Raw genomic sequence first — 22,200 nt, forward strand, 5'->3', positions numbered from 1 at the left:
GAAAATTGAGAAAAATCATTTTCGCGCTTTTCCTTCTCTTCAGCTCTATGTTTGCGCTCTACCAGTTCGACTTCCAGCTCACCAACGTGAAGCACATCAACATCTCGAAGCAGTACGATAATTCGGAGCCGAACATGATGTTCTACTATGATGGAATAATCCACATAGCTGATTCCGGGGTGCCGGGCATAATAAGGTACGAGAGCGACGGATCCCTCTCCAGGGTGTCCTCTTCAATGGATTCGCCGCTCGCAGTTTTCGTGGACTCGGACGGCAAGACCTACGTGGCCGACGAGAACGCAGGCCTCATGCGATGCTGGTCGTGTAAGAACCTGTACAGTGACATCACTCCCTCTGGAGTGAGCGTTTACAACGACCTCGTGTACGCCTCGGACAAGAAGAGCGACCGCCTGCTCGTGGTCACCAAGAGCGGGGACTTCGTGCGTGAATTCGGCAGGCGCGGGACGCTCACCAACGAATTCAAGACTCCTATGGACATGCAGTTCTTCAACGGGACGCTCTACGTGGCTGACTCGGGCAACGGCAGAGTCGAGCGCTTCACATCCAATTTCACCTACCTGGACACTTACGGAAGCGGAAAGGGCGATGTGGTCCTGGCCCAGCCAAAGGGGATATTCGTCGATTCCAATTATGTTTACGTCGCAGACCCTGCGGGTGGCCAGGTGGTAGCGTACACGCAGGATGGCTACCCTGTACTAGTTTACGCGCTCAACGACAGCCCCACGGACGTGCTCATCCAGGACGGGAAAATGTACGTTTCCAAGCACGGCATCGGGATGGTGTTCTACGCGGATTTGTACGAGCCGAACCCGCGCACCTACGTGAACGGGTTGCTCTCCTCCATGTCCCCCTACTCCAAATACTCCGAGAACTCGGAAGTCGCGGGCGCGCTCGGATTGGGCCATAACCAGACTCCGGCTTCGGAATGGAGGAACGCGAAATTCGCTTTCGACAACGGGGCGTACGGCGAGGCGTTCTACAAGGCCATGAAGCTGAACGGGAGCGTGAACATATACAGCTTGAATAGCAACCTCGCGGACCAGTTGAATTCAACCATTTACAGTCTTGCCCAGGGTTCATCGGCAAAATCCAAAATAATATCCCTCCTGGGGCAGGAGAACTATTCCGGGGCTTACAACGCATGGGCAACCACCTCGAAACCAGCGAACAACACCCAAAATACCACCAACGTCACCAGCAACCAGACTTCCAACCAGACCAACCAAAGTTCAATTGCCAACGCCTCGCTTCTCCAGGCAAGGCTGGATTCGCTCAAGGAAAGCATGTCCGTTTACAAAATAACCGAGGACACGTCCGCGCTCGAGAGCGAGATTGCGCTCGCGAAAAACAGCCCGGGCGCGTACGATTCCGCGGCGCTCATGCTCGAAGCGCTCGAGCAGAAGATCCAGCTTAAGATATTCAGGATAGATTCGGCGCTCAAGAAAATCAGCCTGCTCGGGCGCGAAATTGCGCAGGGCGGGCTTTTCGTGGATTACTCAAAAGCTAAGGACCTGATGAACAGCGCGAATTCCTTCGCGTATTACGACCCTGACAAGGCATCCTCGATAGCCGACCAGGGGCTTTCCGAAGCGGAGAAAGTGCGCTCCTCGGCGAATTGGATTTACATCTTCGGATTTGCGCTTGCCGGGCTCGCAGTTCTCGCGGCCGCGGTTCTGATTTATTTCAAGGACCGCATAATCCGGTACGGAAAAACTAAAAACGAATACAAGGGCTTCAAGAAAAGGTAATTGGATGAGGAGAGCGGCCTGCCTTTTCTCTGGGGGAAAAGACAGCGTATTTTCTGCTTTCACCGCGATGTCCCAGGGCTTCGAGCCTCTTTTGCTCACCGTGCGCGGAGATGAGCACAGCATGATGTTCCACCATCCCAACGTGCAATGGACCGAATTGCAGGCGCGCGCGATGGGCCTTGAGCACGAATTCGTGGATGCGGGAAAAGATGAACTGCTTTCCCTGGAAAACGCGATAAGAAATTCAAAAGCCGAGGCGATATTCTCAGGAGCAATAGCGAGCGATTACCAGAGGCAGCGCATAGAGCAAATCGGCGAGAACTTAGGAATACCGACTTATTCTCCCTTATGGCACAAGGAGGAGGCGCTCATGGGGGAAATGCTCTCCTATTTCGAGATTTACACTGTTTCGGTTTCCGCGGAAGGGCTCGGCCCGGAACTGCTCGGGAAGCCGTTTTCAGAGATTGCGAAAAAAGAGAGGAAAATACACCCGTTCCTGGAAGGCGGGGAAGGGGAAACGTTCGTTGCGCATGCGCCCTTCTTCTCCAAAAGGATAATAATAGATGAATGGGAGAAGAAATGGGACGGAGTGCGAGGAGTGGCGATAATAAGGAGAGCGCATCTGGAATGATTGAAGCGAGTGATGGAATGAAGATGGAAAACCTGGTGCTTTACCGCGGTTCGGAGTTCAACGCGAATTTCTTCTACCACACCGGCCTGGACATAGACCATTCGTTTTACGTGAAGCTCGGGGGAAAAGAGACGCTCGTGGTGCCCAAGCTCAACGAGCGCGCCGCGAAGCTCGCATTCAAGGGGAAAGTAATCATGTACAAAAAACCCTCGGAGGACGTTTTGAAACTGGTGCTGGGGAAGAAGCTCGCCCTAGACTATTCCACATTATCCGTGCGCATATACGAAAGGCTGAACTGGGGCGCAAAGATAGAGGATGCTTCGGAAGCCCTGCTCGCGGTGCGTGCAGTGAAGAAAAAATCCGAGCTTGCGGACATGAAAAAAGCCGCGAATTTGACCAGGAAATTATTTTCAGAGCTGGACTCAACCCTGGAAAAATTCAAGACAGAGATGGACGTGCGCAACTGGCTCTATTCCAGGACTTATGAAATGGGACTGGAGCCTGCGTTCGAGCCCATAGTCGGCTCAGGAGTCAACAGCGCGTTCCCGCACTACCATCCCTCAGCCTCTAAAATAAGGAATTTTGCACTAGTGGATTACGGCGTGCGCTACAAACACTATTGTGCGGATTTGACCAGGGTGCTTTTTGTAAAAAGGGAGCCAAAGATAGCCCTGGCTTATGAAAAAGTGGAGGGCATATTCCATGAAATACTGGATAATTTCCCTGAATTTGAAAACGGGGACGATGTTGCTGTTTTCGCCGAGAAAATGTTCGAGAAGCACCATCTTCCGAAATCCATACACTCGATAGGGCACGGAGTCGGGCTGGACGTGCACGAATTCCCGCGGCTGAATAGAAAATATACGGACGGACTCAAAGGCGCAGTTATGGCGATAGAGCCTGGCGCCTATTTCAAGAATTTCGGAGTTCGGTTCGAGGAAATCATCTATTTTGATGGAAAGAAAGCAAGAGTGCTCTAGATTTTCAGGAAATTCTCCAATATCCTCTCTCCATTCTGCGTGTGCCACACTTCCGGGTGAAACTGGACCGAATAGATGTTCCTGGTTTCGTGCCTCATCGCCTCGACTTTGCACGTGTCCGAGTGCGCGAGGACCCTGAATCCTGCGGGAGCTTCCTTCACCTCGTCGAAATGGCTCACCCACGCGTTGAACTCCCTGGGCATGCCGCGCAGAATCAAATCCTCGTCGTCCACGCTGATTTTGGCGAATCCGTACTCTGCGCTCGCGCCTTTCGCGACCTTTCCCCCGAGCACGTGGCCAATCATCTGGTGGCCCCAGCATACCCCGAGCAAAGGCACGTCAATTTTCCGTTCCCAGACCGCATTCACGATTTTCATGCTCAGGCAGTCCCTTTCCTCAGGAGCGTAAACCGAGCTCGGCCCTCCGCTCAGAATTATTTTGTCCGGCTTCGCGGATTCAGCGTCCTCTAATTTACCGTTCCTGTTGTTCATTATCACGCTTTCCTGGTCCATGTCCCTGCAGTTCCTCTTTATCAGGTGTGTGTACTGGGAGCCGTTGTCTATTATGAGAATCATAAATCAATTTCGCTTCAAAATCTTTAATAACCATCGTTCTCTCTGCAGTATTTGTCACGAAAAAACACAATTAAAAACCCATCCGAGCATAATAATTTGCATGAAGACGCTTTTTCGCACCCCTGCAGGCCAGCCTGTGCAAGTGGAGATGCCGCACATCGTCATCGGACCTGGCGCGGTTGGCTCGAAGAGCAGAAAATACATCGAGATGCTGCCGCTCATAGACAGTATCCCAAGTTCAAAAGAACTGAGTCCTCTCGCGACTCTTCCGCTCACGATTCTGACACCACAGTTGCTCCTGGATTTTCTAAAGCGGGCCGGAGTTTCGCACGAAAATCCCGGACATGCGGAAGAAGCGATGAGAATTACTCATTTTTTGCCCCATGAGCTTGACGCTTTCAAAGAAGCGATGGCGCCTTTCGCAGGTCTTTACATCGCAGTGCGCTCGGACGAATGCACTGCCGCAGGAGTAGGATTGTGGCACACGGATTTCATGATTGCCGGAACTTCGGAGGATGCGGTGAAAAGGTTCGCGGAGATAGCGAAAGAGATTCTCATCTCTGACTTCTCCCTGAGCGCAATCGCGTTCAAGAAAAGAATTGGAGTTCCGCTCGAGCAAACACCGGGAGTTTTCGTGATGCCGGCCGTGGGCTCGCGGTTTGGTGATTTCTTTCTGCCTTTTTATTCAGCGAATGCTATAACTAGGTTCATAGAGCCAAACCAAGCTTTGGTGATGGTAGGAACCGGAATTGGCGGTGCGAACAGCAATTACGATGCGAGGACGATGATATTGACCGAGCAAAATCATGCAAATCCAGATCCTTCATTTTGGTTGACATGCACATCGCATACAAAAGCCCTTATTGACGGAACATTGAAGGTGATTTCAGAGGTTTGCGGGCAGGGCCCATCCTCATCTGGCTTCAAACCAAAACCTAACGAAACGTACTTCTTTTCTGGGTTGAGGTCTCGCTACCCGGGCCTTGTTTGGCCTGGCTCCGAAGCAGAACTTGGCCAAATCGCCTCATCGCTGTCTAGTGCCTTAAATGGATTTACAGAACTTGCTCCAGGTGCAAGGTATCTTGAGTTGGTTTTGGATTATGCTGGAGGCCAGAAAGCTTTGCCGAATTGGGTCGTTGTGCAATGCGCTGACCATAAGATCAGAGAAGTCGAAACTCCGCCATCCACTGGAAGAAAGCTGCTTCAAATCGTCAGTACTGAAAACCCGTCCCATAAAAATCTTGATTTTGGCCTGCATGTTCTTGGGAGAGGCATAATCGAAACAGATCATATCTTATACATGTCCCTCGATGATTCTACTAGCTCTAGGTTAATGGAATTCAATGAAAAGTTGTCAAACTACGTGTTGGTATTGAATTCTAGAGTAAGCATGTTCGTGCGGGCCCGCATTCCTTTTCATGCATATTCGAATGCATCAGCGATAGTTCTGAGTGGTGCGGGTATCCGCTCAATCTATACCCATCTCGGAGGAGCTCTCTGCGAGACGGGCATACTGGTTCTTGCATATCCTTTTATAGGGCCCAGCCAAGAGTTTTTGCCCTTTTTGCACGGATTGAAGTACGGCATAAATAAAAAGAAGCTCCAGATTTACGCGAACGATGGGGTGCAGGAAGGCTTCGTAGCGTCATTGGATTAATAACGAAAATCCATTTTTTCACAAAACACACCCTTTTATAAATCTTTATAAACATAAACCTCCTACCTGTTCTAGCCTAATTGTTGCGTGGTGGTGTCTTGGCCAAGAAAAAGCAAAAATCAGATGTTGAATTGGACATTTTCGGGCATTTCCTTGTTCCGAAGATGGAGCTAATTTCTGAGACAGAGAAGAAGAACCTCCTCAAGAAATACGGCATAGGCGAAAGCAGCCTTCCGAAGATGAAGGGCAACGACCCGGCCGCGAAGAAGCTGAACGCGAAACCCGGAGACGTGGTCAGGATAGAGCGGGAGGACCCAACAGCCAAGTACAATTATTACAGGCTGGTGGTTTGATTTTTTCAGAAAGTTGATGTTCTAGTGTAAATACTCTCTCAAGGGGATGATTGCATGGTAAAAGGGCTGTTGGACGTTTATCTAAGGGACAATACTCTGGTGAAGCAGCAGCTGGACTCGTTCAACAAATTCCTCGAGATAGGGCTCCAGGAAGTGGTGAACAGGACCGCGCAAATCAAAACCAATGTGGAAGGATTCGAGCTCAGGCTCGGAAAGGTGCGCGTGGAGCCCCCCCGTTTCTACGAAGTTAAAGGAGGATACAAGCAGATTTTCCCCATGGAGGCGAGACTGAGGAATTTCACCTACGCTTCCCCTGTTTTCCTCGAGATAGTGCCAATATTCAACGGCGTGGAAAGGCCGGTTTACTCCGATGTTTTCATAGGGGAAATCCCAATCATGGTCAAATCCAAATTGTGCTACCTTTCCTCGATGTCCAAGGACGAACTCATACTCAACGGCGAGGACCCGAACGACCCAGGAGGGTACTTCATAATAAACGGTTCGGAGCGCGCGCTCGTTTCCATAGAGGATTTGGTCCCGAACAGGCTGATGGTGACGCACGAGTCCGGGAACATAGTGGCTAAAATATTCTCGACCAAGCAGGGCTTCAGGGCAAGATGCGTGGTGAAAAGGAACGGGGACGGAGTGCTCACCGTGGAGTTCCCGAGCACCCCGCCGAACCTGCCCCTCGTGCAGGTGCTCCGCGTGCTGGGCGTGGAAAGGAACTCGGACATACTCGAGCATTTCTCGGAGAATCAGCTCGCGAAGAACGACGTGCTCCTGAACATGGAGCTGGAGGAGAGCAAGAACCGCGAGGAGGCCGTGGAGATGCTCAGCAAAAGGTTGTCCCCGGGCCAGCCCCAGGAATACAGGATCACGAGGCTCGAAACGCTCATAGACCAGTATCTGTTCCCGCACATAGGGAACGCTAAGGAGGATAGGAAGAGGAAAGCCGAGTACATCATGTACATGGTGGACCGGGCTGTGAAAGTCGCGTACAGGAAAATCCCGCAGGATGACAAGGACCACTACGCGAACAAGCGCGTGAAGCTCGCCGGGGACCTGATGCAGGAGCTCTTCAATTACGCATTGCAGTTTTTAGTGAAGGACATAGTTTACCAGGCCAGCAGGGCCAATGCGCGTGGAAGGAGGCTGCAGGTGCACACCTTGGTGAGGCAGGACGCGATGGCAGACAGGATACGGTACGCGATGGCTACAGGCAACTGGATTGCAGGGCAGACCGGGGTGAGCCAGCTCTTGGACCGCACCAGCTACACGGCTACGCTTTCCCACCTGAGGCGCCTGGTCTCGCCGCTCAGCAAGAAGCACCCGCACTTCAAGGCAAGGGACCTGCACGGCACCCACTGGGGCAAGATATGCCCGAACGAGACTCCGGAAGGCCCGAGCTGCTCGCTGGTGAAGAACCTCTCCATAATGGCTGAGGTTTCCACAGGCACCGACGAGGCGGAGATAGGCGCGGTGCTCAAGAGCTTCGGAGTCAAGGAAAGGTGATTGCGATGGCAAAAATCAGGAAACCCGCAAAGGTTTACGTTAATGGAAAATTCGCAGGCGAATACGACAAGCCCGAGGACCTCGTGAAGCGCCTCAGGGAGAAGAGGAGGACCAACGAGCTCAACTACCAAACCAATGTTTATTTCAACAGGCGCACCAGGGAAGTTTTCATAAACACTGACAGCGGAAGGGTGCGCAAGCCCTACATCGTGGTGGAGGCAGGAAAATCCCGCCTCACCCAGGAGATACTGGAGAAGGCGAAAAAAGGCCTGCTCACCTGGCAGCACCTGATAAAAATGGGCGTTGTCGAATATCTGGACGCAGAGGAGGAGGAGAACACCTATGTGGCGCTCAACGAGAGTGAAATAACGGAGAAGCACACCCACCTCGAGCTGGACCCCGCGACCATTTTCGGCATAACCACGAGCATGCTCCCTTACGTGGAGCACAACTCATCGCCGAGAATCACCATGGCCTGCGCGATGGCGAAGCAGAGCCTCGGGCTCTACGCCTCCAACTACCTGAACAGGTACGACACCAAGGCGTACGCGATGTACATACCGCAGCAGCCGCTCGTGCAGACTTCCGCGTACAGGGTGCTCGGGATGAAGAACACCCCTGCAGGGCAGAACTTCGTGGTCGCGCTTACTTCCTACAAGGGCTACAACATGGCGGACTCGCTAGTGGTGAACCGCTCTTCAATAGACCGCGGGCTCGGGCGCGTAGTGATGCTCAAAACTTACGAAACAGAGGAGAGGCAGTATCCGGGAGGTCAGAAGGACAAGATTGAGGTTCCTGACCCGAGCGTTGCCGGATACAGGGGCGAAGAGGCTTACGCGAAACTTGGGGAAGACGGAGTAGTGACTCCGGAAACCGAAGTGGACGACAGGGACGTGCTTGTGGGGAAAACATCCCCTCCGAGGTTCCTCGAGGAGCTCTCGGTGTTCGGCGCAGTGGAAGAGAAGAAGAGGGAAAGCTCGCTCGCTTTGAAAGCAAGGGAGCACGGGAAAGTGGACAGCGTCCTGGTTACAGAAGGCCCGAGCGGCAACAGGCTCGTGAAGGTGCGCGTGCGCTCGGTGAAAGTCCCGGAGCTCGGGGACAAGTTCGCCTCGAGGCACGGGCAGAAGGGGGTGGTGGGGCTCCTGGTCCCGCAGGAGGACATGCCGTTCACGAAGGACGGGATAATACCGGACCTCATAGTGAACCCGCACGCCATACCGTCGAGGATGACTGCGGGCCACTTGCTCGAAACCCTGGGCGGGAAGGCCTCGGCGCTGAGCGGAGCGCTGATGGACGGGACCTCGTTCAGCGGGAACACCGAAGAGGATTACGTGAAGATTCTGAAGGAGCGGGGCTTCGACGAGTCCGGGGACGAGATTCTGTACGACGGCATCACCGGAGAGGAAATAAAATCCAGGATATTCATAGGCGTGGTTTATTACCAGAGGCTCCACCACCTGGTTTCGAACAAGATGCACATGAGGAGCCGAGGCCCCATCCAATTGCTCACCCACCAGCCCACTGAAGGAAGGGCAAGGGAGGGAGGCTTGAGGTTCGGGGAAATGGAAAGGGACTGCCTCATCGGCTACGGCGCCAGCATGCTCATAAAGGAGAGGCTCCTGGACGAGAGCGACAAGACAGTGCAGCTGGTGTGCACCGAGTGCGGCGGCATAGCCAATCACGATTTCATAAAGCACAAGGACATATGCCCGGTGTGCGGGAGCGAGAGCGTGGAGCCTATCGAAATCAGCTACGCGTTCAAGCTGCTGCTGGACGAGATAAAGTCTCTCTACATATTCCCGCGGCTCGTGCTCAAGGACAAGGCATAAAGGTGTTCACATGGCCCCTCAGGAAGTCAAGAAGATAATAGAGAAGATAAAATTCTCGATGTTCTCGCCGGAGATGGTGCGCAAGATGAGCGCAGCCAAAATCACCGTGCCCGACACCTATGACGACGACGGCTACCCGATTGACGGGGGCCTGGTGGACATAAGGCTGGGTGTGGTGGACCCCGGATTGAGGTGCAAGACCTGCGGCGGAAGGGCGAAGGAATGCCCGGGGCACATGGGGCACATAGAGCTCGTGAGGCCCGTAGTTCACGTGGAGTTCGGGAAGCACATCTACGCGATGCTCAAGGCAATATGCCCGTCGTGCAAGAAGCTCAACGCTGACAAGCCCCTGCACGCGCTCGTGGAAAAGGAGCCGGACGAAGAGGTTCCTGTTATTCCTTCGGTGAAGGAAGCGATATTGGGCGAAATTAAGGGCGCGCCCGAAGCGGCAATTGCGCCCGTTGCAATCCCGAAGGAAAAGCCCAAGGAAAAGAAGGAGAAGAGGGGGCAGAGGAAGAAGTGCCAGCACTGCGGCGCCGAGCTTCCGGAATTCAAGTACCTGAAGCCCACCACTTTCTACCGGGACAGGGAGGAGCTCCTTCCGACCGAGATAAGGGATATACTTTCGAACATAACCGACGAGGACACGCGCAAGCTCGGCTTCGACCCGGTCTACTCAAGGCCGGAATGGATGGTGCTTTCAGCGCTTCCAGTGCCGCCGGTCAACGTGCGGCCGAGCATCACCCTGGAAACCGGGGAAAGGAGCGAAGATGATTTGACGCACAAGCTCGTGGACATAATCAGGATAAACCAGAAGCTCGAGGCGAACATAAACGCAGGCGCGCCCCAGCTCATAATAGAGGACCTGTGGGAGCTGCTCCAGTACCACGTCACTACTTTCTTCGACAATGAAACTGCGAACATACCGCCTGCGAGGCACAGGAGCGGGCGCCCGCTCAAGACGCTCGCGCAGAGGCTCAAGGGCAAGGAGGGGCGTTTCAGGTACAATTTGAGCGGCAAGAGGGTGAATTTCTCGGCGCGAACCGTGATTTCGCCGGACCCCATGCTTTCCATAGGCGAAGTCGGGATTCCCAAGGAAACTGCCGAGGAACTCACCATACCGGTTTCGGTGACCGAGTGGAACGTGGAGCACTGCAAGAAGCTCATACTCTCGGATTCCTACCCGCACGCTGTTTACGTGATACGGCAGGACCAGAAGAGAGTCAAGGTCACGGAACTCACCAAGAAGGAAATAGCAGAAAATCTGAAGGTGGGTTCGATAGTTGAAAGGCAGCTCATAGACGGCGACATCGCGCTGTTCAACAGGCAGCCCAGCCTCCATCGCATAAGCATGATGGCGCACGAGGTCAGGGTGCTCCCTGGAAAGACATTCAGGCTCAACCCCACGGACACTCCGCCGTACAACGCGGACTTCGACGGGGACGAAATGAACCTCCACGTGCCGCAGAGCATGGAGGCCCAGGCAGAGGCGAGAATCCTCATGAAGGTGGAGGACCAGATACTTTCGCCGAGGCACGGCCACGCGATAATAAAGCCGCAGGAAGACTACGTTTCCGGGCTCTATTTCCTCACCCACCCGAGCTCCTTTTTCACCCGAAAGGAAGCGTCGAAAATCCTCTACATAGTGGGGATTACCGAGCTCCCGAAGCCTGACAAAGGCGAGCTTTACTCCGGCAGGTTGATATTCTCGCAGCTCCTGCCCCCGGAGCTCAACATAAAAATCCAGTCCAAGCTCGGGGAGGAAATCGTGATAAAGAACGGGAAGCTCATGAAGGGAACTATAGAGAGCAAGGCGATAGAGAACGACCTTCTCGAGCAGATTTTCATCCAGTACGGCTCGGCCCACATAAGGAAGTTCCTCGACGACGTGACCAAAGTGGCCCTCGAAGTTATAACCGCGCACGGCCTGAGCGTGTCGCTCAAGAGCTACTCGCTCCCGCCCAAGACCGCGGACAAAGTCAAGGACCTGGAGGAGAAGATGAACCGCGAGGTCGAGAACCTCATCCTGCAGTACAAGAACAAGACACTCGCTCGCGCCCCGGGCATGAGCCTGAAGGACACGCTGGAGAACACGATAATGGGCGTGACCTCCAAGGCAAGGGAGGACATCGGGAAGCTCGTTGAGGAAGGATTGGGCTCTGAAAATCCATCCATCATCATGGCCAAGATAGGCGCGAGAGGAAGCCTGCTCAACGCCATCCAGATGAGCGCTTCAGTCGCGCAGCAGGCCATCCGCGGCAAGAGGCCGAACAGGGGCTACCGCAAGAGGAACCTCATATTCAACTTCCCGGGCATACTTTCAGCGAGGGAGCGCGGGTTCGTTTTCAGTTCGTTCAGGAAGGGCCTCTCGCCCGATGAGTTTTACCTGCACTCCATGGGCGGCCGCGAGTCCCTGGTCAACACGGCCATCAGGACCGCGAGGAGCGGCTACATGCAGAGAAGGCTCATTAACGCCTTCCAGGATTTGGTGGTATACCCGGACAAGACCGTGCGCGACGCCAGCGGCGTGATAGTGCAGTTCCTGTACGGAGGGGACGGGAAGGACGCGATGCTCGCGAGCAAGGCGGAAGTTAGCGACGCCGCGAAGCAGGACGACGTGGACACGGCATGATTCATGGTGGTATGATGGCATTCAAAAAAGTCAGTTCGCAGGTTGCGGCGTTCGAGCCGGTGGGCGTGATAGCCGCGCAGAGCATAGGCGAGCCGGGCACGCAGATGACCATGAGGACGTTCCACTACGCAGGAGTCGCGGAGCACGTGCCCACGGGCCTTCCGCGCCTCATAGAAATTGTGGACGCGAAGAAGGTTCCCAAGAAGCCCATCATGGACATCCACCTCAAGAGCGACTACAAGACAGAGGAGAAGGCCCGCGAGGTCGCGTACGATTTGGAGAGCGTTGCCATACGGGACGTCGCGGAAGTGAGCGACGATTTGGAGAAGAAGAAGATAATCATACGGTTCAAGGAGAAGGACGCGAAGGAGCTTAGGGTCACGTTCAAGATGCTCAAGGACGGAGTGGAGAAAATCAGCGCGTTCGATACAAACGTGAACGACGCGGAAAAAACGATTACGATAGCTCCGAGAGGAAAGAAGGGGCTTGAGATAACGCTCCACGCGCTCAGGAGGCTCGCGAATTCGCTGCGCTCCGCGCTCATAAAAGGCGTTCCCGGGGTGAAGCGTGCGGTCGTGGTGAAGGAAGGCGGGGAGACTTTCATACGCTCGAGCGGCTACAACATAGAAGGCGTGGTTTCGCATCCCGGCGTGAACCCGAAGAAGATTTACACCAACAACATAAAGTACATAGAGAGCGTGTACGGGATAGAGGCCGCGAGGAACGCGATACTCAGGGAGATAAAGCAGGTCCTGGACATGCAAAAGCTTTACGTGGACGTGAGGCACATCATGCTCGTTTCTGACGCGCTCTGCGCCGAAGGGATGGTGAAAAGCGTGGGCAGGCACGGGCTCTCAGGGCAGAAGGCCGGCGTGCTCGGGCGCGCTGCGTTCGAGGAAACCATAAAGCACCTCGTGAACGCGAGCGTGCGCTCCACCGAGGACAACCTCATGGGCGTCACCGAGAACATCATCGTGGGCCAGACCGTTCCGATGGGAACCGGCAAGATACGGCTCATGGTGGACATGCCCAAGAAGAAGCACAAGGGCAAGGAAAAATGACGAACAAATAAAAAATGCTGCAAACTCTAAAACAAGGGTGTATGATTATGGCTAAGAAGTCTAAGAAAGACGGCGAAACTGAAGACCTGGACGCGGTGGAGGATGATGAAACCGGAGCAGAATCCGAAACTCCCGAGCCAGCTGGGGAACCAGAACTCCAAGAATCCGAAACTGAAGGGGTCCCGAAAAAGAAAAAGGAGAAGAAAGCCGTTAAGAAGCGCAAGTCCAAGAAGGAGAACGAGAACCCGCTCGCAAGGGCCGTGAGGCTCGCGGTGGAAACCGGGAAGGTGGAATTCGGGGCGAAGACCGGGCTCAAGGACTCGCTCCTGGGCAAGGCCAAGCTCATAGTGATTTCCGAGAACGCTCCTATTCCGCTCAGGGAGAACGTGAGCTACTATTCGAAGCTTTCCGAAGTTCCGGTGCTGGTCTTCCAGGGCACCAGCATGGAGCTGGGCTCGATATGCGGAAAGCCGCATTCTGTGAGCGTGCTTTCTGTTTATGAGGAAGGGACCTCGGGCATATTCGAGCTCGCTGGAAAAAAGAAGTGATGACTTGGAATTGACCGGCGACGAACTCCAGTTTCTTTCCTATTTTTCGAGGATAGCAGGAGTGGAGGCAGTTGATTTCGAGAAAACCGAATACGGGCTGGTTTTCCTGGTGCAGAAGCACGATTTGGGAAGGGCCATAGGGAAGCAGGGCTCCACAATAGAGAAGCTCAGGAGGGCGTTCAAGCAGAACGTTTTCGTGTTCGCGGACAGCGACCAGCTCGAGGAATTCGTGCGCAACCTTTTCAACAACATAACCATCATGAACATAGAGATAAGGGAGGCGATGGGCGAGAAAGCGGTTTTCATGATGGTGGATGAAAAGGACAGGGGACTCGCGATAGGGAAGGAAGGGATGAGGATAAAAATCGCGAAGAAGCTCCTCAAGAGGAAGTTCAATTCCACCATTTCGGTTAAAACAAGGAGGAACGCGATAGACATTCCCCCCGGGATGAATTAGCTCTTTTTTCAGCTCATTATGCGCCCAGCGCAAGCGCAGCCCAGACCAGCACCGCGAGCGCGATGCAGTAATGCCCGAAATACTGCAATTTGCTTTCCTTAAGGACCTTCAGCAGCAGCCCTATGGACAAATATCCGACTATCGCGGAAGCCGCAAAGCCCAGAACCAGGGGCGCCAGTTCGGGGGCAGTGCTGAACGCGTGCCTCCCCTCCAGCAAGGAAGCGCCCAATATCGGCACTATCCCTGCAAGAAAAGAGAATTCCGCGGCTTCCTCTTTTTTCAATCCGAGCAGCAGCCCTGTGCCCATAGTGGCACCGCTCCTGGAAATTCCCGGAGCGACCGCGATTCCCTGCGCGATTCCAATCACGAAAGATTTCTTCGCGTCGTTTTCAGCCCTTTCTTTGGCTTTGCTTGCAACAATGAGGAAAGCCCCGGTTACTAGAAGTGCGACTGCGACTGCGCCCGGATTAGAGAACATGCTCCCGAAGAAATCCTTGAACGCAAATCCTATTATGGCGGTGGGAACCGCGGCGATGAACAAATAGAATGCGAGGCGCAGCTGCTCCTTCTCCATTTTCAGCACCCCTGCAATAAGCCCAATAATCTCTTTTCGGTAATAGGCGAGCACCGCAACTATTGTCCCTAAATGTAGGATTAAATCAAAATACAAATCCGCCTTGATGCTGAAAAAATACTGCGCGAGCGCAAGATGCGCCGAACTGGAGATGGGAAGCCATTCGGTTATCCCCTGCAGGATTCCGAGGAAAAGCGCTTCTATCAAGGAGACCATAAAGCGATTCCCATCTATTTATTTAAAATACATCGCCTGTCCGAACGTCAGGTTTAAATTGCCGGCTTGCATACATCCATCATGGCAAATGAACCCATGAGCGACTCCGAACTTAACCGTCAGGCTCTCATTATGCTCAAGAATGGAAAGACCCTATTTTCCGAGTACGAAGAAATGAGCGCAGATAAAAAGTCCGAACCTGAAGGCATCCTACTCCTGCAGAATGCCCTGACATGCTTTGATGTAGCAGTATCATACATGGGGCCGTCGCTGGAAACCCACCAGTACAGGGCGCGCATCCTTTACGGACTCGGGCACTTCAAGGATGCTGCAGATGCCTGCAATTTAGCATTAGAGCTCGAGAAAGACGATTCCTGGACGCACAGCCTCAGGGCGTTCGCGAGGATGCAGATGGCTGATTACGTGGGCGCCCTGGAAGACGTGAATTTCCTTCTCTCCAAAGCCGGGGGCAGCGAAGGAGAGAAGGCCAACCTGCTCAAGCAGGCCGCGCTGTGCCACTCTGAACTAGGGGACATAAAAAAGACCCGAACAACATGTGACGCTATTTTGGAAATAGACAAATCCGGTGAAACAAAGGAGGAAGTCGCGCGGATGCTCAGGCGCGCCGGAGAGCAGGAGTTCAGCGTAAGCATAAAAGTGACCAGAAGCGGCAACAAGCCGGAAGGAAGGGTGCCCTCTGTTTCCGTGAGTAACAAAACAGTCCGCGTCAATTTCCGGAAACCGTAATCCGGCTAGGGTTTCTTCTTCACTCGACTGAGCGCCTGCTCATCAGGTATTATGTTCGGGTGCAAAATGGTTTGCGGACCATATTGCGCCTGCGATTCTCGGAATAATTTCTCGTTGATGTACTTTTGCGCCGTCCGATCCACTTCCGACTCGTATGCCGCGGGGGGCCTGACCTGCTCCCTTCCGACACGAATCGGAGCCAGCCCCCTCTCTACATGGGCAGGCGCAACGCGCGGCACGATTCCCAGAGGTTTCTGTCTGGGCACGATGGAGTAAACATCGCCTCGATTCAGGACGTCAAACTCCGCGATTCCGCCGCTCAGCGGATAGGCTTTGCTTCCGTCCTTGCTCAGTGTGAATGCAACCTGCTTCTGGCCGGTCGGGCCGATATTGAAAACTTCCCGCCCTTCGCGTATCAGTCTTTCCCCCCCAAACATGTAATTCCCTTTAGGATAGACCACTTCAGTTCTTTTCAGTACGGTGGTAGGCCCAGCGAATTCAGGCAGCTCCATGCGCGGCATGCCCCGCACTATCCTTGTGAATGCCGGGATTGCCATGATGGCTCCGAACACCACCTGCTCGGGATTTCCGAGAAAAGCCCCCTTCGCCATCTGGGCGCTCCCTTTTCCGGCATAATATCCTGCTGCCATAACGTCAATCCAGGGGGCCGCTACCTGGGCTCCGGGGAATACGTTCACGGCAACCACCCCTGCCGCGATGGCCAGGTCCGGAAGCATGGACGCCTCTACAAAATGGTATGCCTGCGTATACCAGGGATTCTTGCTTTCCGCCATTCTCGTGAGGACCGGCTGCAAATCCCTTCTGAGTGTATTTCCAGCGATTTTGTCCTTCTCCGCGACGCTCTTCAACCTCATGATTACAGTCTCCACTCGGTTCTGCGTAGCTTCCGCATGTTCCAGCTCATCCAGCAGAGGAAGCACGCCCTTCTCCAGATATGTCATCTCCGCGCTCTTTTTTCCCCTGTAGCTTTCGAGAGTTGCAGCCATTCCTGCAGCCGAGAGTTCCTTCGCGCTCACCTTGCCCTTGACGTTGTTGTCCATGTCCGCGAGCGCGAAGCTGAAGTTGTCCAATTGCTTTATCTCGGAACTGCAGGACAGCATCGCAGCCTCGGTCAGCAGCCTGAGGCTCTTCAGCGGGTTCCCGCCCGCAATAATCTCAGAGGCCATTTTCCTGGAATCCTGCGAGCGCAGGATGTCAGTCCATATCAGGCTTTCAGACCCGAGCTTTATCTCGTAAAGATAGGTTTCGGCGCCTGTAAGCAGCCTCTCCTTTTCGGACTCGTTCGCATTTGCGTAACTCTTTATGAAGTCAGCCTTTTTCTGGGACACGTCCTCCTTGGTGTAATGGAAGAAATTCACCAGCAGGTTCGCCCCGATGCCCTTTTCGAAATAGCTCTTCTGCAGGTTTCCCAAAATGCCGTACGTTAAGTCAAAATCTTCGAGAACAGAGTTTTTCTCATCGCTCGTTGGGTCAATCTGTCTTGATGCGGATGTCTTTACTGGAGTGGGCAGCTGGGCAGGAATTTTCGGCGTAACCGCTTCCCTGAAGCTTTTCGGGTAGCCGAACTGCTTTCCGAGCGCAGCGGCAGTCACTTCTTCAGGGAGCTTTTCCACGCCTTCCCTGAACCTCTTCATCCCGTAGCTGCCTATGCTGCATATCTCGAAGAAGTTCCGCAGGGCCTCTTTCGCGTTTTCGCGGTCCGCCCCGTTCATTTTGTTTATGGCTTTGATTAGTTCCTTCGCGTCCTGCTTGAACGTTTCAATATCCGTGTTTCCGAGCCATTTGGCTCCGATTTCAGAGCGGGCGAAAAACCTGTCGAATTGCTTCTCGTTCCCGAAAAGGCACTTTATCGCGTATTCGGCGAGCTCGGCGTTAGTAGGAAGTTTCCCTCTTTTCTCGACTTCGGCCATCTTCTCACCATTCCCAGCGGATATAACCAAGTATATCTTCGTCCTGTCTATAAATATTATGCCTGATTTTCTAAGCGATAAACACCCCAGAACTGCCAGTTTTATAAAGAGTTTCGGGCATAATGAAAGCATGGCATTGCAGTCGATTGCACCTGGAGGTGGTGATATGACACTCGGAGCGTTGCTCAACGAACAACTTACGCGCGACCACGTGCAGGGTCTGCTGTTTAGTGCCAAGAGTGCTTATTCTAGCATGACTTCTGCAATGAAATTTGGAGAGGCAGGGATGGCCCGCGATAGTCTTGCAGATGTGGAAAAGGCGCTGAAAACCTTGGAGGGAATGAAGCTGAGCAGAAAAGATGCGAAAGAAACCAAGGAGCTGAGATTGGACGTAGTCCTATTCAAGGCCAAGTACAGGAGACAGATTGGCCTTCCGCCAGCATCGCAGGGAGAGCAGGATATTTTCCAAAAATACAAAGATTCCATCATTCGCAAATTGCGCGATAAAGCTGCCAGCTTGGGAGTGCCTCCCAGGAAACCGCTCCTAGCCGGGAAGTGACCAGCCCTAACTCATTTTTCTTCTATTTTGTATTCCTCAGCCATAATCAGCGCAAACAAATCCGCGGCAGTGCCGACAACATCCAGGTTCTCGGCATGTTTTCTGCGCTTAGTGACCTCATTGGCAATGGCAAGGGCGGTTGTTACTGATTCTTCTGCCCAGCCGCTTTGTACTACTATCTCGCAGAGCAAGTCGCAGAAAAGTCCTTCACCCCTTATGGGATTCATCCTGAACTCCTCAAGTATCTTGTGCAGGGCTGGAGCGTATTGCGCGCCTACGCCCCCTATAGTGTGGGAAAGAACGGAGGCGGAAGCTGCGGTTTTTTCCTCATCCCTGCTGAGCAGCCGGGACACCTCCACCCATTCGCGTCCTGAAAAATCCAGTCGCGTCATTGCTTCCATAAGGGCCAGTACCTGCTCTCCAAACAGGGTTTTGCCTCTGAATTTGGGATCCAGGTCGTCCATCCCATATCTCTCGAAGTGCTCCTCCATCTTTGCAACAAGCGCCAGCGAAGCCGCGCAGTCGTTTGAAATAATCCGGAGATTCGCCGCGAAATCTTCATTCCTGAACGTCTTGTTTCTCGTCGATTTGATCGCGGCCGTTAATGCATCAAACAATACGCTCTGAGCAGTGGTCGAGTGCAGCGCATCCGTGAATACTTGCCTCGGCGCCGGAACGTCCAGATTCACCTTCTTTCTCAATGTTAGGAGACCTGGATTCGCTCTCACCTGATTAACATTGTTTGTCTTAGTCTGCGTGCTCGTATACACCAATGCGAGGATATGCCTGAACGTATCCAGGTTCTTCCGCAAAGCTTCTCCGGAATCTCCAGGCATGCAGTCCTTCCACGCTTCAAATTCCTGCCGGCTCATTACACCGCGGAGCAGGGCTGTCCTGCGCTGTACGAATCGATGAAAATCGTGCGGACCCACGACTATGATTCCCGAACCCGTAACGCGCGTTAAGTGTTTCATATTCTCGTGTGTCAAATTCCCATTCCCCGAAATCGTGATTAAAAGGCAGCCGCGCTGTCGCCCTGTCTGTAATATCGTGTCATCTGTTGGAAACAGGTTAAAAACCTTGTTGAAAACCGCGTCCTGGTTCCGGACCCGACCGGCCTCGGAAAGTTAATATTTATAAACCTCTCCGACATAAATCTTATACTTCTACTTTAAGTGCAATCTAGAAGTCCTAATCTCATCCATTTGCCCCTCGTGGCGAGGGAGCCGGTTGGAAGGAAAAAAACACGTTGATGGTGAAATAATGGGAAATGGCGAATACGCAGGAAGGAACCTTAAGAGGAAAAGGAAGCTTTACAGATGGCTCTCGAAGAGATGGAAGAGGAGGGCGCTCAAGCTCAAGGACAAGTACGACCCGCTCGAAGGCGCCCCGATGGCGAAAGCAATCGTGCTTGAAAAGGTGGTGCTGGAGCAGAAGCAGCCGCACTCGGGCCTTATCAAATGCGTGAAGGTGCAGCTCGTGAAGAACGGGAAAGTTGTAAGCGCGCACGCGACCCGCGAGAAATCAATCACGTACATAGACGAGCACGACGAAGTTATGATAGCAGGCATGGGCGGCTCCCAGAGGGGGCAGATGGGCTCGGTTCCCGGTGTGCGCTACAAGGTCATAGCAGTCAACGGAGTGGACCTGCAGATGCTCAGGAAAAAGAAGAAGGAGAAGCCCAAGAGGTAACGGTGGTACTCATGAAACTATTCGGAAAATACGAAACCGAGGGCATTGAAATCAGCGACCTTTCCCTAAGGCAGGTCGCGTCCCTGAAGCCGGCGAACATTCCGCACAGCTTCGGAAGGCACGCTAAAAAGCAGTTCGCGAAGGAGAAGGTGAACATAGTGGAGCGCATGACGAACAAGCTCATGCGCGGCGGAACCGGCGAAAAGACCAGCGGGAAAGTGATAAGGACGCACGGCGGGATGCAGGGCAAGAAGCTCAAGGCCCTCAAAATCGTGGAGAGCGCGCTGGACAAGGTCGCGAAGCAAACGAACGAGAACCCTGTGCAGGTGCTCATGAAGGCGCTCCAGAACTCGGCTCCGCGCGAGGACGTGACGAGAGTCGCGTTCGGAGGGATAAGCTACCAGGTCGCGACGGACATTTCCGCTACAAGGAGGCTCGATTTGTCGCTCAGGAACATCACCCTCGCGGCGATAATGGGAAGCTTCAACAAGGGGAAATCCCTGGACACCGCACTGGCGAACGAGATAATTGCCACTGCGAAAGGTGAAGTGCAGGCCAGCTACGCCATGAGGAAAAGGGACGAAATGGAAAGGATGGCCAGAAGTTCCAGGTAATCTTTTTCCGGTGATTCTGATGGTAAGGAAAGAATTCGTGGTAGGGGAAGTGCAGAAACTCATGGACCATCTGGACTGCGTGAGGAACATAGCGATTATCGCGCACGTGGACCATGGAAAAACCACGCTCACAGATTCGCTGGTCGCACGCGCAGGCCTTATATCCAAGGAGCTCGCGGGCGAGCAGAGGATGATGGATTTCGACGAGCAGGAGCAGGCCAGGGGTATCACGATAAAATCCGCGAACATCTCCTTGGGCTTCCAGTTCCAGGGCAATGATTATCTAATTAACCTCATAGATACGCCGGGGCACGTGGATTTCGGAGGCCACGTCACCAGGGCGCTGCGCGCCGCTGACGGCGTGGTGCTGGTCATCGATTCGGTTGAGGGAATAATGCCCCAGACGGAAGCGGTGCTCAGACAGGCGCTCAAGGAGCGCGCAAAGCCCACAGTGTTCATAAACAAGGTCGACAGGCTGATAAACGAGCTCAAGCTCGATTCGAACGCCATGCAGCAGAGGTTCCTCAAAATCATAATGGGCCTCAACAAGATAATGGACATGTCCGTGCCCAAGGAGCTTGCCGACGAATGGCACATAGACGTCGCGAAGGGCAACATCGCGTTCGGGAGCGCCTACAACAAGTGGGCAGTGAGCGCGAAGTCCATGAAGAAGTCCAGCTTGAGCTTCAAGGACATATACGACAAAGTAGTTGCAGGGGAGAAGGCGTACCTCATAGAGAAATCGCCTCTCGACGAGGTGCTCCTGGAAATGGTGATTACGCACCTTCCGAACCCGAAGTTCGCGCAGAACTACAGGATTCCCATACTATGGAAAGGCGACGTCGCAACCGAGAGCGGAAAGGACATGCTCGCGTGCAACGCCCAGGGCAAGGTGGTGGGCGTGTGCTTCGGAGTGGTTTACGACGAGCACGCCGGCGAAGTCGGAGTTGTGGGCTGTTTTCAGGGCAGGTGAGGAAGAGCGACCAGCTTTATGTTTCATCAAAGAAGCAGTTCGCGAAGGTCCAGCAGGTCGCGATATACATGGGCCCGGACAGAGTGCAGGCCGAACACTTGAGCGCCGGCAACATCGGCGCCGTCGTGGGGGTGAAGGACCTGTACGTGGGCGAAACGGTATCCACGGAGATAATACACCCGTTCGAGCAGATAAAACACTACGCCGAGCCGGTCATCACGAAATCAATAGAGGCCAAGGAGAGCAAGGACCTCGCGAGGCTGATAGAGATTCTCAGGGGGATAAAAAAGGAGGACCCGACGCTCAAAGTGGAGCTCAACCAGGAAACCGGCGAGCATCTCATCAGCGGCATGGGCGAGCTGCACCTGGAAATAATAGAATACAAGATAAGGAACGAGAAGAAACTGGACATCAAGACCTCGCCTCCGCTGGTCGTGTACAGGGAAACGCTTTCAGGCGCGTCTCCTGAGGTTGAGGGAAAATCCCCGAACAAGCACAACAAGATAAAGGTCATAGTGGAGGCGCTTTCGCCGGAAATAATGGAGGCTTTCGAGAACGGCTCCATACCTGACGGAAGGCCCAAGGGCAAGGAGATAGTGGAAACGCTTGTTGAAGCTGGAATGCCAAGGCCTGAAGCTAAAGGAGTGTGGGACATCTACAACAGGAACATACTCGTGGACGCGACCAAGGGCGTGCAGTACCTCAACGAGGTGGAGGAGCTGATAATACAGGGGTTCGAGGAGGCCATGGACAAGGGTCCGCTGGCGAAGGAGAAAGTGACCGGTGTGAAGATAACTGTGACTGATGCGTCGCTGCACGAGGACAACGTACACCGCGGGCCGGCCCAGATGATTCCGGCGATAAAGAGGCCGATATACGCGGCCATGCTC

Annotated in this window: 21 protein-coding genes; 17 read left to right on the plus strand and 4 right to left on the minus strand. The window is 53.7% G+C overall.

What is annotated here, in order from left to right:
* From WC488_01010 to WC488_01020, 3 genes are all read left to right on the plus strand, one after another.
* The coding region (locus WC488_01010) for an NHL repeat-containing protein (GenBank protein ID MFA5076985.1) at positions 1–1,769 on the plus strand (1,769 nt) is incomplete at its 5' end.
* A gap of 4 nt (positions 1,770–1,773) precedes the next feature.
* Entirely contained in the window at positions 1,774–2,400 is a 627-nt protein-coding gene (locus WC488_01015; GenBank protein MFA5076986.1) for a diphthine--ammonia ligase, read from the plus strand.
* 17 nt (positions 2,401–2,417) lie between these two features.
* Positions 2,418–3,380 (plus strand): M24 family metallopeptidase, encoded by a 963-nt coding sequence (locus WC488_01020; protein MFA5076987.1) that lies wholly within the window; start codon positions 2,418–2,420, stop codon positions 3,378–3,380.
* Here WC488_01020 and guaA read toward each other — a convergent pair.
* Positions 3,377–3,955: a glutamine-hydrolyzing GMP synthase gene (guaA, locus tag WC488_01025; GenBank protein ID MFA5076988.1), complete on the minus strand. Its 579-nt coding sequence runs from the start codon at positions 3,953–3,955 to the stop codon at positions 3,377–3,379. The two genes, WC488_01020 and guaA, sit on opposite strands and share 4 nt — an antisense overlap.
* Positions 3,956–4,055: 100 nt before the next feature.
* Between guaA and WC488_01030 the strand changes: the two genes are divergently transcribed.
* The 8 genes from WC488_01030 to WC488_01065 all read left to right on the plus strand — a co-directional run bounded on the left by WC488_01030 (position 4,056) and on the right by WC488_01065 (position 14,004).
* Positions 4,056–5,612: a hypothetical protein gene (locus tag WC488_01030; protein MFA5076989.1), complete on the plus strand. Its 1,557-nt coding sequence runs from the start codon at positions 4,056–4,058 to the stop codon at positions 5,610–5,612.
* Positions 5,613–5,710: 98 nt separating this feature from the next.
* Entirely contained in the window at positions 5,711–5,965 is a 255-nt protein-coding gene (locus WC488_01035) for a DNA-directed RNA polymerase subunit H (GenBank protein ID MFA5076990.1), read from the plus strand.
* A 54-nt stretch (positions 5,966–6,019) separates the two neighbouring features.
* Entirely contained in the window at positions 6,020–7,477 is a 1,458-nt protein-coding gene (locus WC488_01040) for a DNA-directed RNA polymerase subunit B'' (protein ID MFA5076991.1), read from the plus strand.
* 5 nt (positions 7,478–7,482) lie between these two features.
* Positions 7,483–9,306 (plus strand): DNA-directed RNA polymerase subunit B, encoded by a 1,824-nt coding sequence (gene rpoB / locus WC488_01045; protein MFA5076992.1) that lies wholly within the window; start codon positions 7,483–7,485, stop codon positions 9,304–9,306.
* A gap of 10 nt (positions 9,307–9,316) precedes the next feature.
* On the plus strand, positions 9,317–11,938 hold the full coding sequence (locus WC488_01050) for a DNA-directed RNA polymerase subunit A' (GenBank protein ID MFA5076993.1): 2,622 nt from the start codon (positions 9,317–9,319) through the stop codon (positions 11,936–11,938).
* Positions 11,939–11,952: 14 nt separating this feature from the next.
* Positions 11,953–12,999: a DNA-directed RNA polymerase subunit A'' gene (locus WC488_01055; protein ID MFA5076994.1), complete on the plus strand. Its 1,047-nt coding sequence runs from the start codon at positions 11,953–11,955 to the stop codon at positions 12,997–12,999.
* 47 nt (positions 13,000–13,046) lie between these two features.
* Positions 13,047–13,547: a 50S ribosomal protein L30e gene (locus tag WC488_01060; GenBank protein ID MFA5076995.1), complete on the plus strand. Its 501-nt coding sequence runs from the start codon at positions 13,047–13,049 to the stop codon at positions 13,545–13,547.
* 4 nt (positions 13,548–13,551) lie between these two features.
* A complete protein-coding gene (locus tag WC488_01065; protein MFA5076996.1) occupies positions 13,552–14,004 on the plus strand; it encodes a NusA-like transcription termination signal-binding factor in 453 nt (150 codons plus the stop codon).
* A gap of 16 nt (positions 14,005–14,020) precedes the next feature.
* Here the strand turns inward: WC488_01065 and WC488_01070 are convergent, their stop codons facing one another.
* Positions 14,021–14,794 (minus strand): undecaprenyl-diphosphate phosphatase, encoded by a 774-nt coding sequence (locus WC488_01070; GenBank protein ID MFA5076997.1) that lies wholly within the window; start codon positions 14,792–14,794, stop codon positions 14,021–14,023.
* A gap of 81 nt (positions 14,795–14,875) precedes the next feature.
* On the opposite strand from WC488_01070, the gene WC488_01075 reads away from it, so the two are divergent.
* Positions 14,876–15,541, plus strand: a complete 666-nt coding sequence (locus WC488_01075; GenBank protein MFA5076998.1) for a tetratricopeptide repeat protein — start codon at positions 14,876–14,878, stop codon at positions 15,539–15,541.
* Positions 15,542–15,546: 5 nt separating this feature from the next.
* Here the strand turns inward: WC488_01075 and WC488_01080 are convergent, their stop codons facing one another.
* On the minus strand, positions 15,547–17,472 hold the full coding sequence (locus WC488_01080; protein ID MFA5076999.1) for a hypothetical protein: 1,926 nt from the start codon (positions 17,470–17,472) through the stop codon (positions 15,547–15,549).
* A 58-nt stretch (positions 17,473–17,530) separates the two neighbouring features.
* On the opposite strand from WC488_01080, the gene WC488_01085 reads away from it, so the two are divergent.
* Positions 17,531–18,031 carry a hypothetical protein gene (locus tag WC488_01085; protein MFA5077000.1) on the plus strand — a complete coding sequence of 167 codons (501 nt, stop codon included), beginning with the start codon at positions 17,531–17,533 and terminating at the stop codon, positions 18,029–18,031.
* Positions 18,032–18,042: 11 nt separating this feature from the next.
* Here WC488_01085 and WC488_01090 read toward each other — a convergent pair whose 3' ends face one another.
* Positions 18,043–18,903, minus strand: a complete 861-nt coding sequence (locus tag WC488_01090) for a hypothetical protein (protein ID MFA5077001.1) — start codon at positions 18,901–18,903, stop codon at positions 18,043–18,045.
* 391 nt (positions 18,904–19,294) lie between these two features.
* Between WC488_01090 and WC488_01095 the strand changes: the two genes are divergently transcribed.
* From WC488_01095 to WC488_01110, 4 genes are all read left to right on the plus strand, one after another.
* Entirely contained in the window at positions 19,295–19,723 is a 429-nt protein-coding gene (locus WC488_01095) for a 30S ribosomal protein S12 (GenBank protein ID MFA5077002.1), read from the plus strand.
* Between the two features lie 11 nt (positions 19,724–19,734).
* Complete coding sequence (locus WC488_01100; protein MFA5077003.1) at positions 19,735–20,337, plus strand: 30S ribosomal protein S7; 603 nt, start codon at positions 19,735–19,737, stop codon at positions 20,335–20,337.
* Between the two features lie 19 nt (positions 20,338–20,356).
* Positions 20,357–21,310 carry a GTP-binding protein gene (locus WC488_01105; protein MFA5077004.1) on the plus strand — a complete coding sequence of 318 codons (954 nt, stop codon included), beginning with the start codon at positions 20,357–20,359 and terminating at the stop codon, positions 21,308–21,310.
* Positions 21,307–22,200, plus strand: an 894-nt coding sequence (locus tag WC488_01110; protein MFA5077005.1) for an intein-containing elongation factor EF-2, incomplete at its 3' end; no start/stop codon positions are given. The genes WC488_01105 and WC488_01110, both read left to right, overlap by 4 nt.

The organism is Candidatus Micrarchaeia archaeon (assembly GCA_041650355.1).
In the GTDB taxonomy this organism is placed as follows: Archaea; Micrarchaeota; Micrarchaeia; order Anstonellales; family Bilamarchaeaceae; genus JAHJBR01.

Bases quoted from the DNA above. Each gene is read 5' to 3' on its own strand.
- WC488_01085 (MFA5077000.1), top strand. From the start codon at position 17,531: ATGCCTGATTTTCTAAGCGATAAACACCCCAGAACTGCCAGTTTTATA.
- WC488_01020 (MFA5076987.1), top strand. From the start codon at position 2,418: ATGAAGATGGAAAACCTGGTGCTTTACCGCGGTTCGGAGTTCAACGCG.
- WC488_01095 (MFA5077002.1), top strand. From the start codon at position 19,295: ATGGGAAATGGCGAATACGCAGGAAGGAACCTTAAGAGGAAAAGGAAG.
- WC488_01090 (MFA5077001.1), bottom strand. From the start codon at position 18,903: ATGAGCCGGCAGGAATTTGAAGCGTGGAAGGACTGCATGCCTGGAGAT.
- WC488_01060 (MFA5076995.1), top strand. From the start codon at position 13,047: ATGGCTAAGAAGTCTAAGAAAGACGGCGAAACTGAAGACCTGGACGCG.
- rpoB (MFA5076992.1), top strand. From the start codon at position 7,483: ATGGCAAAAATCAGGAAACCCGCAAAGGTTTACGTTAATGGAAAATTC.
- WC488_01075 (MFA5076998.1), top strand. From the start codon at position 14,876: ATGGCAAATGAACCCATGAGCGACTCCGAACTTAACCGTCAGGCTCTC.
- guaA (MFA5076988.1), bottom strand. From the start codon at position 3,955: ATGATTCTCATAATAGACAACGGCTCCCAGTACACACACCTGATAAAG.
- WC488_01030 (MFA5076989.1), top strand. From the start codon at position 4,056: ATGAAGACGCTTTTTCGCACCCCTGCAGGCCAGCCTGTGCAAGTGGAG.
- WC488_01055 (MFA5076994.1), top strand. From the start codon at position 11,953: ATGGCATTCAAAAAAGTCAGTTCGCAGGTTGCGGCGTTCGAGCCGGTG.
- WC488_01040 (MFA5076991.1), top strand. From the start codon at position 6,020: ATGGTAAAAGGGCTGTTGGACGTTTATCTAAGGGACAATACTCTGGTG.
- WC488_01050 (MFA5076993.1), top strand. From the start codon at position 9,317: ATGGCCCCTCAGGAAGTCAAGAAGATAATAGAGAAGATAAAATTCTCG.
- WC488_01070 (MFA5076997.1), bottom strand. From the start codon at position 14,794: ATGGTCTCCTTGATAGAAGCGCTTTTCCTCGGAATCCTGCAGGGGATA.
- WC488_01015 (MFA5076986.1), top strand. From the start codon at position 1,774: ATGAGGAGAGCGGCCTGCCTTTTCTCTGGGGGAAAAGACAGCGTATTT.
- WC488_01100 (MFA5077003.1), top strand. From the start codon at position 19,735: ATGAAACTATTCGGAAAATACGAAACCGAGGGCATTGAAATCAGCGAC.
- WC488_01080 (MFA5076999.1), bottom strand. From the start codon at position 17,472: ATGGCCGAAGTCGAGAAAAGAGGGAAACTTCCTACTAACGCCGAGCTC.
- WC488_01105 (MFA5077004.1), top strand. From the start codon at position 20,357: ATGGTAAGGAAAGAATTCGTGGTAGGGGAAGTGCAGAAACTCATGGAC.